This is a genomic window from Pseudomonas sp. AP3_22 TE3818 (assembly GCF_053628995.1).
Genome location: NZ_JBRJHL010000001.1, coordinates 3,822,964 through 3,837,651, shown reverse-complemented (window position 1 = coordinate 3,837,651; position 14,688 = coordinate 3,822,964). Strand labels below are relative to the sequence as shown.

Annotated in this window: 12 protein-coding genes and 2 pseudogenes; 4 read left to right on the top strand and 10 right to left on the bottom strand. The window is 62.0% G+C overall.

All coding sequences use genetic code 11. The features are described from left to right. Positions 1-71: 71 nt before the first annotated feature. The 5 genes and pseudogenes from AB7M25_RS17240 to AB7M25_RS17220 all read right to left on the bottom strand — a co-directional run bounded on the left by AB7M25_RS17240 (position 72) and on the right by AB7M25_RS17220 (position 3,863). Positions 72-1,034, bottom strand: a complete 963-nt coding sequence (locus AB7M25_RS17240; RefSeq protein WP_429517441.1) for a Dyp-type peroxidase — start codon at positions 1,032-1,034, stop codon at positions 72-74. Positions 1,035-1,063: 29 nt separating this feature from the next. Then, positions 1,064-1,324 (bottom strand): annotated as a pseudogene (locus AB7M25_RS17235) (LysE family translocator); the annotation flags it as partial. A gap of 80 nt (positions 1,325-1,404) precedes the next feature. Beyond that, positions 1,405-2,385: a hypothetical protein gene (locus AB7M25_RS17230; RefSeq protein ID WP_429382108.1), complete on the bottom strand. Its 981-nt coding sequence runs from the start codon at positions 2,383-2,385 to the stop codon at positions 1,405-1,407. Between the two features lie 330 nt (positions 2,386-2,715). Further along, positions 2,716-2,870, bottom strand: a pseudogene (locus tag AB7M25_RS17225) (LysE family translocator); the annotation flags it as partial. 96 nt (positions 2,871-2,966) lie between these two features. Continuing rightward, entirely contained in the window at positions 2,967-3,863 is an 897-nt protein-coding gene (locus tag AB7M25_RS17220; protein ID WP_429382110.1) for a DMT family transporter, read from the bottom strand. 89 nt (positions 3,864-3,952) lie between these two features. Between AB7M25_RS17220 and AB7M25_RS17215 the strand changes: the two genes are divergently transcribed. After that, the gene (locus AB7M25_RS17215) at positions 3,953-5,284 is read left to right on the top strand and encodes an aminotransferase-like domain-containing protein (RefSeq protein WP_454237700.1); all 1,332 of its coding nucleotides are present in this window, start codon (positions 3,953-3,955) and stop codon (positions 5,282-5,284) included. A gap of 86 nt (positions 5,285-5,370) precedes the next feature. Continuing rightward, positions 5,371-5,958, top strand: a complete 588-nt coding sequence (locus AB7M25_RS17210) for a LysE family translocator (protein ID WP_429382115.1) — start codon at positions 5,371-5,373, stop codon at positions 5,956-5,958. A gap of 208 nt (positions 5,959-6,166) precedes the next feature. Here the strand turns inward: AB7M25_RS17210 and AB7M25_RS17205 are convergent, their stop codons facing one another. The 5 genes from AB7M25_RS17205 to AB7M25_RS17185 all read right to left on the bottom strand — a co-directional run bounded on the left by AB7M25_RS17205 (position 6,167) and on the right by AB7M25_RS17185 (position 11,734). Then, positions 6,167-7,000: an AraC family ligand binding domain-containing protein gene (locus AB7M25_RS17205; RefSeq protein ID WP_429382117.1), complete on the bottom strand. Its 834-nt coding sequence runs from the start codon at positions 6,998-7,000 to the stop codon at positions 6,167-6,169. A 33-nt stretch (positions 7,001-7,033) separates the two neighbouring features. Then, a complete protein-coding gene (locus tag AB7M25_RS17200; protein ID WP_429382119.1) occupies positions 7,034-7,537 on the bottom strand; it encodes a VOC family protein in 504 nt (167 codons plus the stop codon). A 103-nt stretch (positions 7,538-7,640) separates the two neighbouring features. After that, positions 7,641-10,130 (bottom strand): TonB-dependent siderophore receptor, encoded by a 2,490-nt coding sequence (locus tag AB7M25_RS17195; protein WP_454237699.1) that lies wholly within the window; start codon positions 10,128-10,130, stop codon positions 7,641-7,643. A gap of 99 nt (positions 10,131-10,229) precedes the next feature. Further along, complete coding sequence (locus AB7M25_RS17190) at positions 10,230-11,213, bottom strand: FecR domain-containing protein (RefSeq protein ID WP_454237698.1); 984 nt, start codon at positions 11,211-11,213, stop codon at positions 10,230-10,232. Continuing rightward, positions 11,210-11,734 carry a sigma-70 family RNA polymerase sigma factor gene (locus AB7M25_RS17185; protein ID WP_454237697.1) on the bottom strand — a complete coding sequence of 175 codons (525 nt, stop codon included), beginning with the start codon at positions 11,732-11,734 and terminating at the stop codon, positions 11,210-11,212. The genes AB7M25_RS17190 and AB7M25_RS17185 overlap by 4 nt, the downstream gene beginning before the upstream one ends. 321 nt (positions 11,735-12,055) lie before the next feature. Here AB7M25_RS17185 and AB7M25_RS17180 point away from each other — a divergent pair, with 321 nt between their 5' ends. Further along, positions 12,056-12,511: a (2Fe-2S)-binding protein gene (locus AB7M25_RS17180; RefSeq protein ID WP_007976259.1), complete on the top strand. Its 456-nt coding sequence runs from the start codon at positions 12,056-12,058 to the stop codon at positions 12,509-12,511. Positions 12,512-12,518: 7 nt separating this feature from the next. Beyond that, positions 12,519-14,687, top strand: a complete 2,169-nt coding sequence (locus tag AB7M25_RS17175) for a molybdopterin cofactor-binding domain-containing protein (protein ID WP_454237696.1) — start codon at positions 12,519-12,521, stop codon at positions 14,685-14,687. Position 14,688 lies beyond the last annotated feature (1 nt).

The following is a 14,688-nucleotide window of genomic DNA, read 5'->3' as shown; positions in this document are numbered from 1 at the left end:
GAGGGCGTCATGGGTGACCTCCACCGGAAAATCGACAGCGAATTCCAGTTGTTTCCAATCCTGCTTCGCCCTCAAGTGTGGAATGGCTCGCGATCGGCCAGTTCTTCCAGCAGATCGGCCGAAGGCACAAAGAACAAGCCGCCCGTGACTGCCGTGCTGAAATCCAGCAGGCGGTCGTAATTGCCAGGCGGCTTGCCGACAAACATGTTCTCGAGCATTTGTTCCATAGGCTCAGGCGAACGGGCATAGCCGATGAAATACGTGCCGAACTCACCGGCACCCGGCCGGCCAAACGGCATGTTGTCGCGCAGGATTTTCACTTCCTGCCCGTCCTTGGTGATCGTCGTCAAGGCGCTGTGGGAGCAACTGGGTTTGATCGAGTCATCCAGTTCGATATCGGACAATTTCGTGCGCCCGATCACCCGTTCCTGAGCTTCGACCGAAAGCGCGTTCCAGGCCGTCATGTTGTGCAGGTATTTCTGCACCAGCACATAGCTGCCCGCGGCAAACAGCGGGTCTTCATCGCCGACCATCGTGAAGTGGGCAGCCTTGCGACCGACCGGGTTTTCGGTGCCATCGACAAAGCCGATGATGCTGCGCATATCGAAATAGCGAAAGCCCTGAACTTCATCGACGACCGTAACCGCGTCTCCAAGGGACGAGAGCAATTGCGTGGCCAGTTCGAAGCACAGGTCCATCTGCTCGGCACGAATGTGCAGCAAGATGTCGCCCGGTGTTGCCACCGCTCGACGTCCTTCGGCGCCGAACTCGCGAAACCCGTGCAGCGAAGCCGGGCGCGGGCCGCCGAACAAGGTGTTCCAGGCACTGGAGCCAAAGCCACAGATGCACGACAAATTGCCGGTGGGAACACGTTTGCCGACCGAGCGCGTGAGGGCCGCGATGTCTGCACACCAGGCCCGCACTTTAGCGGCCGCATCGCCGCCGGGCGCCAATGTGGCGACGATGAAAATCGCGCTGCCGGTGATGGGGCTGCATACAGCTTGAGGCTCTGGTGTTGGGTTATTCTTTGGCATTTGCACTCCATGGGCAGGGGAAATGTTAAGGCGCGTCGCGCCATCAGCAACACTGAAGCCGCCGCCGACAGTAACCCGGCGCAGCAGCGGTTGAACAGGCGCTTGCCGGACGGCCTGGCGAACCAGCGACGCATGTGCAGGCCCATGTAGGCATAGGCGCCGATGGCGATCCATTCCAGCACCAGAAACAGCGCGCCCGACACTACGAACTGCGGCGCAATGGCCTGGGTCGAGTCGACGAATTGCGGCAGGAAAGCGGTGAAGATCAGGATCGCCTTGGGGTTGCCTGATCTGAACGTGATTTGGCAGTCGCAGCGCACATCGGGAGGGGCCGGTTTCGACCCAAAGCTGCCGTTGGCCAACGGCGGAACTATCTTTGCATATTGTGTTGAAAGTAGAGCTTTTCGTCGCCATACCGAGACGCCACGATCTTGGAATTCAGAACCAGTTGGCCTAAAAGTTTAGCCTGCCCGACCGTCTCGCCTTTATCCAAGGCGTAAACGTCGTACAGCACCTCTCCGACAGGGAAGTCAGTCAACCTTATCCGAAAGTCATCCTGCATTGTCACCCCGTTGAAGCGAGCAGCTGCTGCGGGACGCGGCTTAAAAAGAAGTTGGTAAGGTGCTCTTGGCGCAGCCACTTTAGAGCCATCGACGTTAATATCGGCCAGATGCTCAACGGTCAAGTGACCGGGGTCTGAATCTCTAGCCCCAAAACGTATGGCTGCCCGTTCAAAGAAACCGGCGAGTAAGCGCGTCGAAAAAGAGTCTGCGGGTGGAATGATGTTGCTGAAAGTCTTCTCGAAGAAATTGTATCTCTCTTGGCCATCGATGGAATTCATAACCTGTAAATTGACCGACGGGTGATTACCGTCAATGAAAAACTTCAAAGCCAAGGCTGGCACAGAGTGCGTATCCGTCGGCTTAGTCGCCAACGAAAGACGACCAATCACGCAGTCGGTGCCGCTTTGGAAGATGCCGGTATAGCTACTCTCCACTGCATGGTTCGCGACAAATCGGAAGCGCGCCTCTGCACCAAATGCATGCACCAATTTGTGCCGCCCTTGCTCCAGCTCATCTCCTTGCGCAGTCAGCGACTTAACCGTAAAACTCGACATTGCCAAGGTTAAGGTATCGCCGATGCCTGGCGCAGTCAGCGCTGGGAGTTCAGAACCGTAGAGCGAAGGCACAATCTTGTTATTCCAGATGAAATCCTCCTTTTGACACGCCGATTGAGACCGTGCTGAGGCATCCCCAGTGATTGATAACGGCTGAACGATGGAGGGGTGGCAGCCCGTTGTCGTGAATACAAAAAAGGCGGATAAGAGGGGGCTTGCATTTCTCAATGGCATCGTCGGGCTCCGAGTATTCCCTGCCAATGTATGCGCAATAGCTACGATCTCCGTATAACACGGCAGATTGGTGTCTTCGGTTCTGCTTCAGCGAGCAGCACCGGTACCACTGCTTGCTTACCGAGCGGGTTGCGCATCAATGCTTCCGAGCTCCTCGGATCTTCTTGGTACAGGCAAACCAGCCTGACTGGGGATTGCTGTTCAAACCGGCACGACCGCTGATTTCAAAGCAACCGCACTGTTGGCGCAGATTGAAAACTGACCCAGGACGGATTGCTGATTTTTGCCCCCGCAATTGTGGATAAGCTTAGCAGCAGTTGTTCGGCATTGAGATGATCGAAAGGCAATCATCCCGGCGAACGCCAGCAACCGGCCGATGCCGGCCACGCACGCGGTGCGGTAGCCATAGCGGGTCGAATTGCCGAGCGATAGCAGGTTGTTGGGGCCCGGTGCCATGTTGGGGCGAAGCAGGCCGGCAGAAACAGGGTGAGGGTGGCTCCTGAAGCAAGAGCGCTATTTTTATCACAGCCCGGCGGCGGTCAGACCCATACAGTGATGGGCGTAAACCACCGTATCAGGGATTATCTGGCGAACTTTTTCGCCCCGGCGACGCACAGGATCACGGCGACGGTCACACCCAGCATGCCGACGCTGACCTGTTCATGCAGAAGGGTCGCCGCCAGGGTCAACCCGAAAAACGGCTGCAGCAGCTGCAATTGTCCAACGGCGGCGATGCCTCCTTGGGCCAGGCCGCGATACCAGAACACGAAACCGATCAGCATGCTGAACAGCGAGACGTACGCCAGGCTGAACCAGGCTGGCGTGCTGATGCCGCTGAACGAAGCCGGCATGCGCATCCAGCTGAGCAGCGCCACGACCGGCAGCGACAGCACCAGCGCCCAGGAAATCACCTGCCAGCCACCGAGGGTGCGCGACAGCTTGGCGCCTTCGGCATATCCCAGGCCACAGGCAAGGATCGCCAGCAGCATCAGGATGTCGCCCTGGGGGGAGGCGCTCAGCCCCTGGGACAGGGCAAAGCCGACCACCAACAGGCTGCCCAGCACCGAGAAAATCCAGAACGCCGCCCGTGGTCGTTCGCCGCCGCGCAGTACGCCGAACACCGCCGTCGCCAGGGGCAAGAGGCCGACGAAGACGATGGAGTGCGCGGACGTCACGTATTGCAGCGCCAGGGCTGTCAGCAGGGGAAAACCGATGACCACGCCAAGGGCGACTATGATCAGCGGGACCAGTTGCTGGCGCGCCGGGCGTTTTTCCTTGAATAACCCCAGCAGGCACAGCGCCAGGATCGCAGCGATGGTCGCCCGCGCAACCGTCAGGAACACCGGGTCGAACTCCAGCACCGCCACCCTGGTCGCCGGCAGCGAGCCGCTGAAAATCACCACGCCGATCAGTCCGTTGATCCAGCCGCTGGTGCTTTTTTCCAGCGTCCGGTGTTGCAGGTTCGAAGTCCGTTCCATTTGGCTCACGCTCATTGTCTGATTGCACGAAACCCATCGTATGAGCGAGTATCGATACAATCAAAAAATTGTCATGGATACATCTCGACATGCCTCGATCCCGCTATAAAACGCTGGTGGATGCCTTTGCCGCCGACATCCGTTCCGGGTGTTTGCCGCCGGGCACGCGCCTGCCGACACACCGGCAACTGGCAACCGAGCACGGCCTGGCGCTGGTCACCGCCAGCCGGGTCTATGCCGAGCTGGAGGGCATGGGCCTGGTCAGTGGCGAGACCGGTCGCGGGACCTTTGTCAGGGAGACCTCGCTGCCGCCGGGGCAGGGCATTTCGCAGCACGTGGTGGCGGCGGGGATGATTGACCTGAACTTCAACTACCCGTCATTGCCCGGTCAGGCCGACCTGTTGCGCCATGCCTTGCGTCAACTGGCGCTGTCCGGAGACCTGGAGGCGCTCCTGCGTTACCAGCCCCACGCGGGGCGCCTGCATGAGCGGGCCTCGGTCGCCCGTCATCTGGTCGAGCGCGGGCTGAACGTGCCGGCCGAACAGGTGTTGATCGTCAGCGGTGCCCAGCATGGCCTGGCGGTGACGCTGATGACGCTGCTCAAGCCCGGCGATGTCATCGCCGCCGATGCGCTGACCTACCCCGGTTTCAAGACGCTGGCCGAAACCCTGCATCTGGAAGTCTTGCCCATTGCGGTCACGGATACCGGGCCTGATCTGCCGGCTTTGGCAAAACTCTGCCGCAGCCGATCGGTGCGCGCCGTTTATTCGATGCCGACCCTGCATAACCCGCTGGGCTGGGTGATGGATGCCGAGCAGCGCGAGCAACTGGTGGCGATAGCGCGCCAGCATGACCTGACGATCATCGAGGACGCGGCCTACGCGTTTCTGGCCGAAAACGTACCGCCACCCCTGGCCGAGCTGGCGCCGGAGAGAACGGTGTACGTGTCCGGTCTGTCGAAGAATATCGCCACTGGCTTGCGCGTCGGCTTTATTGCCGCACCGGCGCAATGGATCGCCGCCTTCGAACGCACCATCATGGCGACCACCTGGAACACCCCCGGCGTGATGACTGCCATCGCCACGGCCTGGCTCGACGATGGCACCGTCGTCCAGCTGGAGGCGCAAAAACGTGCGGACGCCCGGGCCAGGCAAGCCCTGGCCCGGGAGGTGTTGACGGGACTCAGGACTGTCAGTCACCCGAATTCCTACTTCATCTGGTTACCGTTGGCGGAAGACGCCCGGGCCGACCAGATCGCCATGGCGCTGATGCGCGAGCAAGTGTCGGTGTCGCCGGCCGAACCCTTTGCGATTTCAGCCCATGTGCCCCACGCGATACGCCTGGCGTTGGGCTCGGTGGACATGGACTCGCTGCGCATTGCTCTGACCAAGGTGAAAAGCGTCGTCGGTTATTACTCATAGCGATGCAGGGCAGTTTTGTTCAATACGCGAGCCGCTCGGCTCTTTACCTTGAGGGCCTTGTTCAACTCGATGGAAGAAGGTGTGCAATGAGTCTGATGATGTCCATGGCGGCGTTTGCGCTGGTCGCGTCCATCACGCCGGGGCCGGTCAATATTGTGGCGTTGAGCGCCGGTGCGCGGTTTGGCTTCCGGGCCAGCCAGCGTCACGTGGCCGGGGCCACGCTGGGGTTTGTCCTGCTGTTGGTGCTGATGGGGCTGGGCCTGCATGAGTTGTTGCAACAGTGGCCGGCGTTGACCCAGGGGGTGCAATGGGCCGGCGTAGCCTTCCTGTTGTACATGGCCTTCAAGCTGGCGGCCGACAATGGGCAGGTGCAAGCCCGTGAATCGGCGCAGGCCCCGTCGATGCTGTATGGCGCCATCATGCAATGGCTCAACCCCAAGGCCTGGCTGGCCTGCGTGGCCGGCATGGGCGCGTTTGTCGCCGATGGCGAGGCACGTCTGGTCTGGCAGTTTGCCGCGATTTATCTGGTGATCTGCTATGTGTCGGTGGGTTGTTGGGCGTATGCCGGGACGTTTTTGCGCGGTTTCCTGAACAACCCGGCGGGGATGCGGTTGTTCAATCGGGTCATGGCGGCGTTGTTGGTGGTGAGTGCGGTGTATCTGGTGTTGCCGTAGCTGCAATCAACACAGGTTTTGTGGCAAGAAAGTACTTTGTGGCGAGGGGGCTCGCCCCCGTTCGGCGGCGTAGCCGTCGTAAATCCTGCATGCAGAGTATGTCTGAAAGAGCGCCGAGGGCCGCTTCGCAGCCCAACGGGGGCAAGCCCCCTCGCCACAGGGGACAGTCAGGTTCAAGAGCATCTTTGCCAAGAGGTATTGTGCTGCCTCACCCCCGATACTGCCCCGGTGTCGCCGCCAGATGCTGTTTGAACGCCCGTTGAAAATGCGCCTGATCGGCGAACCCCGCTTCCAGTGCCACGTCCGCGATCAGCTTGCCGCTGCGCAATTGATCCTGGGCGAACTGGATGCGCCGGTTCACCAGGAACGCGTGGGGCGTCATGCCGTAATGCTGTTTGAAGGCGCGGATCAGGTAGGACGGTGACAGTTGCGCGGCCTCGCAAATGTCTTCGAGCCTGAGGGTTTGCGTGCAGTGGTCGCGGATGTAATCGGCGGCACGTTCCAGCTTGAAATTGGGTTCGCGCAGCGGCTGATCGACCGGGTTGAGTCGCAGCTGCACGTCAGTAAAAAACTCCACGGCCACGCTGTGCTTGCGCAGGACATCCTGTTGCGGGTCGACCAGCACTTCATACAACTGCGCGAGGCCGGCAAACAGCTGGGCATCCCGCGTATGGGTCGCTGAAAAACGGCGAAACGCCGCGTCATCGCTGAACCCGAGCTGGTGCTGTAAATCGGTCAGCCACGGCGTATCGACGTACAGCATCAGGTACGACCAGGGTTGGTCTTCGATCGGGTTGCAGGCGTGGACGTCGCCGGGGTTCATCAGCACCACCGTGCCGGCGCTGACCTCGAAGGCTGACTGCTCATGGAGATAGGTGCTGCGCCCGGCGGTGATCGCTCCGATGGAAAAGTGTTCGTGGGCGTGTCGGGTGTAGCAGACCTCGCGCCCGTCGGCGATGGCGCGCGCTTCGATGAAAGGCAGGGCGTCATCGCGCCAGAAGCGCGGGGCCTTGTCGGCGTTCTTGGCAACGGCGTGCTTCATGTTCACTCCTCGGCAGGTCAGCGCCCGAGTGTATTAGCTCTCGCCGTCAAAGGCTCGTTGCAGGGTGGCGATATCGAGTTTTTTCATTTGCATCATCGCCTGCATGGCCCGCTGGGACTTTTTCGTGTCGGGGTCTTTGAGCATGTCCATCATCGCGACGGGGACGATCTGCCACGACAGCCCGAACTTGTCCTTGAGCCAGCCACATTGCTGGGCCTCGAGCGCGCCATCGGCCGACAGGTTGCCCCAGTAATGGTCGATTTCTTCCTGGCTCAGGCAATTGACCTGAAACGAAACCGCCTCAGTGAACTTGAACAGGGGGCCGCCGTTGAGGCCGGTGAAACTCTGGCCGTCGAGCTCGAAGCTGACGGTCATGACCGAGCCTTCGGGCCGGCCGTGGAACTCGAAACCGGCGTGGCCGTAATGGGTGACGGCCGTGATTTTCGAATGGTCGAAGATCGAACAATAGAATTTCGCCGCTTCTTCGGCCTGATCGTCGAACCACAGGCAGGGCGTGAGTTTTTGTACGCGTTGCATGGCGGGCACTCCTCGGCAGGTTATGCATGCAGGAATACAGCGTAGCCAGCCTGAGTGGGGTCGGCAGTACCGTAGATCGCCAAACAGCCGTTTCAGGACACGATCAGAACACCCATCGGGTGGTCAGTTGCACGGTGCGCGGTTCGCCATAAAACCCGGTGCCGAAGTTGCCCAGCCCGGTGTAGTAGGTTTTATCGAACAGGTTCTTCACGTTCAGCGTAGTGCTCAGGTGCTCGTTGAAGCGATAGCGCGCCATCGCGTCCACCAGGGCGTAGCCCGGTTGGGTGATCGTCGTGTACTGACCGAGGTTCACCGTATCGGCGGGGTCGGGACGGAACACCTTGCCGAAGAATTCACTTTGCCAGTTCACGCCGGCGCCGACGGTGAGCCTGTCCCACGCGCCTGGCAGGCGGTAGGTGCTGAAAACCCGCACCAGCTGTTCCGGTGCCGTGGTTTGCAGCACCGAACCGTAGACGTAATCACCCTGGGCATCGCGGGTGTGGTTGTAGGTGTAGCCGGCCGACAGGTTCCAGCCGTCGCGCAACTCGCCGGCCAGTTCGAACTCGAAGCCTTCGGTGGTGGCGCCCTGGACGGCGCGGTACACCGACTCGGTATCAACGCCACTGACATGTTCGGCGATGTTGTCCTGTTCGATGCGGTACAGGGCGAAACTGGCGTTCAGGCGCCCGCCAAAGTATTCGGCCTTGATGCCCGCTTCAAGGCTATTGCCTTGTACCGGATCGAGCAGTTGCCGGTTGGCGTCCTTGCTCATTTGCGGCTGATAGATGCTGGTGTAGCTGGTGTACACCGACCAGGTGTCGTCGAGATCATAGACAAGCCCGGCGTAAGGCGTGACGACACCGCTCTGGCGATAGCTGTCGCGCAGGTCGGCGCTGTTCGGGTCGCTGTAGTCCAGGTCGTCGTGTCCGCTGAAGTTGCTGATGCGCGCGCCGAGGATCAGCGCCAGGTCGTCGACGGGTTTGAGCCGGGCGGCCAGGTAGGCCCCGGTCTGGCGCAGGACGATGTCGTCGGTGCCCACCCGCGGGATTTCGGGTTTGGCAAACTCGCCGCGCCAATCGAAGATGCTGCCGTCCACCGGCGGGTACACCGAGCCGTACACCGGGATGTCCTGGCGCGTGTTCATCGACATGAACCCGGCAATCAGTTCGTGCTCGCGACCTGCCAGGGTGAACGGACCGCTCAGGTTGACGTCGACGTTGTCCTGCACCTGGTCGCCCTTGAACTTGCCCATGTACATGAACATGCCGTCACCGCTGACCGGGTCCGGGTTGCCGCCACTGGCGGAGGCGAGGAAGGTATCGTGCCGGCGGTGCTTGCGGTCGTAACTGACCTTGAGTGCCCAGTCGTTGGCCAGTTGTTGCTGCACGTTGGCGAACAGCGTCTGGTTGGTGAAATCGCGACGGCTCCAGTCGGTGGCCGGGTTGAAGGAACGGGAGAAATCGCTGCGCGAGCCGTCGCTGTAGTACATCGGGAAGCCGGTCCAGCTGGCGCCCCGGGAGCGGGTGTCTTGCTGGTCGATACCGAGGGTGACGAGGGTGTCCGGGGTCAAGTCGGCTTCGACAATGCCGTAGGCGATGTCCCTGGTGTTGCGGTAGTGATCGACGTAGGCGCTGCGGTCCTGATAGACCCCGACCAGACGCCCGCGGACATTTCCGCTGGCGCTCAGCGGGCCGGAAATGTCGCCTTCGCTGCGATAGGTGTCCCAGGAGCCGAGGGTGCCGCTGACCGAGGCTTTGAATGCCGGGGTCGGGCGCTTGCGAATCAGATTGACGGTCGCCGAGGGATCACCCGCCCCGGTCATCAGGCCGGTCGCGCCCTTGATGATTTCGACGCGGTCATAGGGGGCCATGTCGGTGCTGGTGGTGCCGTAGTCGTAGACGCCGTCGTAGTCGGTATTGACGCCGTCGTACTGAAAGTTGGTGATCGGCAGGCCACGGCTGGAAAATTCCCAGCGCTCGCTGTCGTAGTTTTGCACGCTGATGCCGGGCGCGCGGCGCAGGGCGTCGACGATGCTGGTGGCGCCCTGGTCGTCCATGAGTTGGCGGGTGATGACCGTGACCGATTGCGGGGTTTCGCGCAGGGACAGCGGCAGGCCGGTGGCTGAAGACGCCGTGCCGACGGTGTAGGCGTGGGAGTCTTCGCTGATCGTCCCGGGTGCCTGCCCGGAAATATTGGTCGCCCCCAGTTCCAGCGGGCCTTGTATGACGGGGGCGGCGTGCAGCACATACCCGCCGTTCCCCTGGCGTTGCGCTTGCAGACCGCTGCCTTGCAGCAGTCGTTGCAACGCTTGCTGCTGGCTGTAGACACCGTTCAGCCCCGGGCTGCGTTTGCCGGCAGCGAGTTCATTGTGTCCGGCGAGGAAGATCCCGGCCTGTTCGGCAAAGCGGTTGAGAACGCTCACCAGCGATCCGCCGGCGATTGCGTAATGGCGTGTCTGGTTGCCGGATTGTTCGCTCTCGACCAGAGGGGCGGCTTGACTGCGGGACACGTCCAGGCCCGGCAAGACCACCGCCAGCGCCAGCACCAGCGGATGCAAGGCGAAGCGCTGGCGAGTAAGGGTGGCGCGCGGCATGGAGTTCCCGGAGGTCGGATCAATCTGCATTCGTAGTGCTTGAAGGATTAACCGAGCGAAAAAGGCAAAAGGGAACCGACGCGCCGGAAAAAAACCTCATCAGGTTTTCGGGCCTACGTTGACCCACCACTCCAGCGGCTTTTGTACCCGTACCGGCAATGCCGCTTCCAGCAGGCGCAAGGCCTGATCGCTGTCCTTGAGCGGGAACACCCCCATGACCGGCAGCCCGGCCACCGCCGGGTCACATCCCAGATGCCCGGGGCAATAGCGGCTCAGTTCTTCGAGCAACTGCCCCAGCGGCAGGTTGTCCGCCAGCAACAGGCCGCGGCGCCAGGCTTCGCGGCTGGCCGACACCGCGGTCGGTGTCGGCGTGTGGTCTTGTGTAAAGCACAGCTGCTGTCCGGCCTTGACCACCTGCACCTGACCCTGGGTGGTGCGAACTTCAACCGCGCCTTCGTAGACATTCAACAGCGTTTGCCGGTCTTCCTGGCGCACGCTGAACCGCGTACCCAGCGCGCGCAGGCGGCCCTCGACGGTTTGCACCAGCAGCGGGCGGCTGGTGTCGCTGGCGGTGTCGATCAACACCTCTCCGGCCTGCAACAGCAATAACCGTTGTGCGGTGTCGAAACGTACATCCAGTGCACTGAGGGCGTTGAGCCAGATCCGGCTGCCATCGCTGAGCCGGGCTTCCCGGGTTTCGCCGGTGCCGGTGGAGAGGTCGGCGGTCCAGCGGGCCAGGGTCAGCGGCAGGGCGCCTTGCCGCCATGCGCTGCAGCCGAGCCAACTGCCCGAGACCAGGACCAGAAGGCTCTTGACCGTCTGGCGGCGGCTGATGGAGGAGCGGCCGCTGTTGCGTAACACGTAACCGGCCGCTTGTTGATGATTGCCCTGTAGCGCGGCAAAGCGCTGACTCACACGCTCGACATAGTGCCACGCGGCCTGATGCTCGCTGCTTTGCGCCAGCCAGGCTTGCCAATGCTCGCGTTCCTGCTCGCTGGCGTGGTGATCGTTGAGTTGCACGTACCAGCTGGCCGCCTGTTCGAGGCTGGCGTGGCTGATGGCAATGGTGGCGGCGCGGGTCACTGAATCAGCAGGCCGTCGAGTTCGGCTTCGAGCATTGCGCAATGCATCAGCGCCTGGGCCAGGTACTTTTTCACCATGCGCTCGCTCACGCCGATTTCTTCGGCAATGTTTCGGTAGGGCAGTCCATGCACCTGTGCCAGAACGAACGCATCACGCACCCGCTGGGGCAAGCGCTGCAGCATGGCATCCACTTCGTACAGGGTTTCGACGATGATCGCCCGCTGCTCTGGTGAAGGCTGGGTGGCCTGGGGCTGCGCGGCCAGGGTCTCGAGCCAGGCCTGTTCCAGCTGGCGACGACGCCAGTGGTCAATGCACAGGCCTCGGGCGATGGTCGCCAGGTAAGAGCGTTCGTGGGTTTCCCCGTCAAACACCTGAGGACGCTTGAGCACCCGGATGAAGGTGTCATGGGCCAGGTCGGCGGCATCGAACGCATTGTTCAAACGTCGGCGCAGCAACTCGTGCAGCCAGTGGTGGTGGCTGGCGTAGAGGTTCTGGACGCAGGAGGAGTCGGCAACCGTCATCGTGAGCACATGTCCATGGGCGATCCGTCGCTTATGTAAATAAGAATTGATCGCGATTAAAGCAAAAGACCTATGACTGTGCAAATGATATTGGTTTGCTTTTACAAAGTTCGACCCGGGTTCGAATGAGCTTGCAGTCTCTATGGCTCTTGTGGGTTCCAGGGCCGCCCATCGAGGCGGCCTTTGCATGACCGGTGGTCGATGCGCCAAGGTCTGGCGGCAAATCTGCGCTTAGCTGAAGGGATAACCCGAGGCGCGCGCAGGTTGTAAAAGGCTGCAGCGACGCCCCTTCAGATCACCGTGAGTCTGAGGAACCGCGCCATGCTCACCCTGAACATCAATGGCCAGGATCAGGAGCTGGATGTCCCCGCCGACATGCCGTTGCTCTGGGTCTTGCGCGATGTCGCCCACCTCACCGGCACCAAGTTCGGTTGCGGCATGGCCCAATGCGGCGCCTGCACGGTGCACGTTGACGGCGCGCCGCTACGCGCCTGCATCACACCGGCCACCGCCGTCGCCCATGGACAAAAGATTCTCACCATCGAGGGCCTGTCGGCGGACGGCTCGCATCCGGTGCAACAGGCCTGGGCGGAGCTCGACGTGGTCCAGTGCGGCTACTGTCAGTCCGGGCAGATCATGTCGGCGGCAGCATTGCTAGCGAAAATTCCCAAACCGACCGACAGCGACATCGATCAGGCGCTGTCCGGCAACATCTGCCGCTGCGGCACTTACCCGCGGATTCGCGCGGCGGTCAAGCGCGCCGCCGAGCTGGGTTGAGGTGGCCATGAACCGCATCAACGCGTTATCGCGCCGGGGTTTTCTCAAGGGCAGTGCCTTGCTGGGCGGTGGGCTGGTGGTGGCGTTTGTCATGCCCGGCGCCCATCGGTTCGCCATGGGCGCGGAGAATCAGGGCAACGTGTTTGCGCCCAACGCTTTCCTGCGCATTGGCAATGACAACAGCGTCACTGTGTTGCTCGGCCATTCGGAAATGGGCCAGGGCATCTGGACCGGCCTGACCATGCTGATTGCCGAAGAACTGGACGCCGACTGGTCGAAGATCCGCGTCGAGCATTCCCCGGCATCGGCCGCCGATTACGGCATGCCCGGGTTTGGCGGGATGCAGATCACCGGCGGCTCGACCTCGACCTGGATGGAATTCGATCGCTATCGTCAGGCCGGCGCGGCGGCGCGCTTGATGTTGATCGATGCCGCGGCCAAGCGTTTCAACGTTGCTCCCTCCGAAATTCATACAGAGTCGGGCGTGGTGGTTGCCGGTGAGCATCGCGCCACCTACGGCGAGTTGGCCGATGACGCCGGACAGCTGCCACCGCCGGACCCGGCCTCGATCAAACTCAAGGACGCGAAAGACTGGCGCCTGATCGGTAAACCCACCAAGCGCCTGGACACACCGGAGAAAATCACCGGCCGGGCGAAATTCGGCATGGACGTGCAGTTCGAGGGGCTGATGACGGCGATGGTCGCCCGTTCGCCCACCTTCGGTGGCTCCGTCAAATCCTTTGAAGGCGCCGAGGCGCTGGCGATTCCCGGCGTGCACAAAGTGGTGCAAGTGCCGACGGGCATTGCGGTGATTGCCGATCATTATTGGGCCGCGAAGCTGGGGCGCGATGCGCTGAAAGTCGAGTGGAACCTGGGGCCAAACGCGGGGCTCAATAGCCGGGCGCTGCTGGAAAGCTTCCGCAAGCTCGCCGCTACCCCCGGCCTGAACGCTGGCAAGGCGGGCGATACCCCGGCTGCGCTGGCGAAGGCGGCCAAGACCATTGACGCCGAATACAGTGTGCCCTATCTGGCCCACGCGCCGATGGAGCCGCTCAACTGCACCGTGAGCATCAGTAAGGAAAAGTGCGAAATCTGGACCGGCACCCAGTTCCAGACCCTGGACCAGATGGTCGCCGGGCAAATCACCGGGCTCAAACCCGAACAGGTCGAGATCCATACCGAGTTTCTCGGCGGCGGCTTCGGGCGCCGGGCCAATCCGACCTCGGACTTCGTCAGCGAAGCGGTGCATGTCGCCAAGGCCGCCGGTGTGCCGGTGAAAACCGTGTGGGCGCGGGAGGACGACATCCGTGGCGGCTATTACCGCTCGGCGTTCCTGCACCATGCGCGTATCGGGCTGGGCGCTGACGGCCTGCCGCTGGCCTGGAAGCATGTGATGGTCGGGCAGTCGATCATGGCCGGAACCTCGCTTGAAGCGAGCATGGTCAAGGACGGGATCGACAAGACCTCGGTCGAGGGCGTGGCCGACAGCCCCTACATCGGAGGGTTGGCCAATCACCAGATCGAACTGCACTCGCCACAAACCGGCATCAGCGTGTTGTGGTTGCGTTCGGTGGGCCACAGCCACACCGCGTTTGTCATGGAGTCGCTGATCGATGAGCTGGCGACGGCGGCCGGCAAGGATCCGGTGGAGTACCGGCGCACCTTGCTCAAGGACCATCCGCGCCACCTCGGTGTATTGAACCTGGCGGTGGAGAAGGCCAACTGGAAGGCGCCGCTGCCGGATGGCCATGCCCTGGGTGTGGCGGTGCATGAATCCTTCGGCAGCTACGTGGCCCAGGTGGCCGAGGTGTCCCAGGACAATCTCGCCATCCGTGTGCACCGGGTGGTGTGCGCGGTGGACTGCGGCATTGCGGTCAACCCGCAGAGCATCGCGGCGCAGATGGAGTCGTGCATCACCTTTGGCCTGAGCTTCGCCTTGCACAGCAAGCTGACGCTCAAGGACGGGCAGGTGGTGCAGTCCAACTATCACGACTATCAGGTGCTGCGGCTCAACGAAATGCCGGTGGTCGAAGTGCATATCATGCCCAGCAGCGACAAGCCCGGTGGTATCGGCGAAGCCGGTGTGCCACCCACGGCGCCGGCGGTGGCCAACGCGGTGTTTGCCCTGACCGGGCAGCGCCTGCGCGAGCTGCCCTTGCAACTGTCGGGAGTGTGAG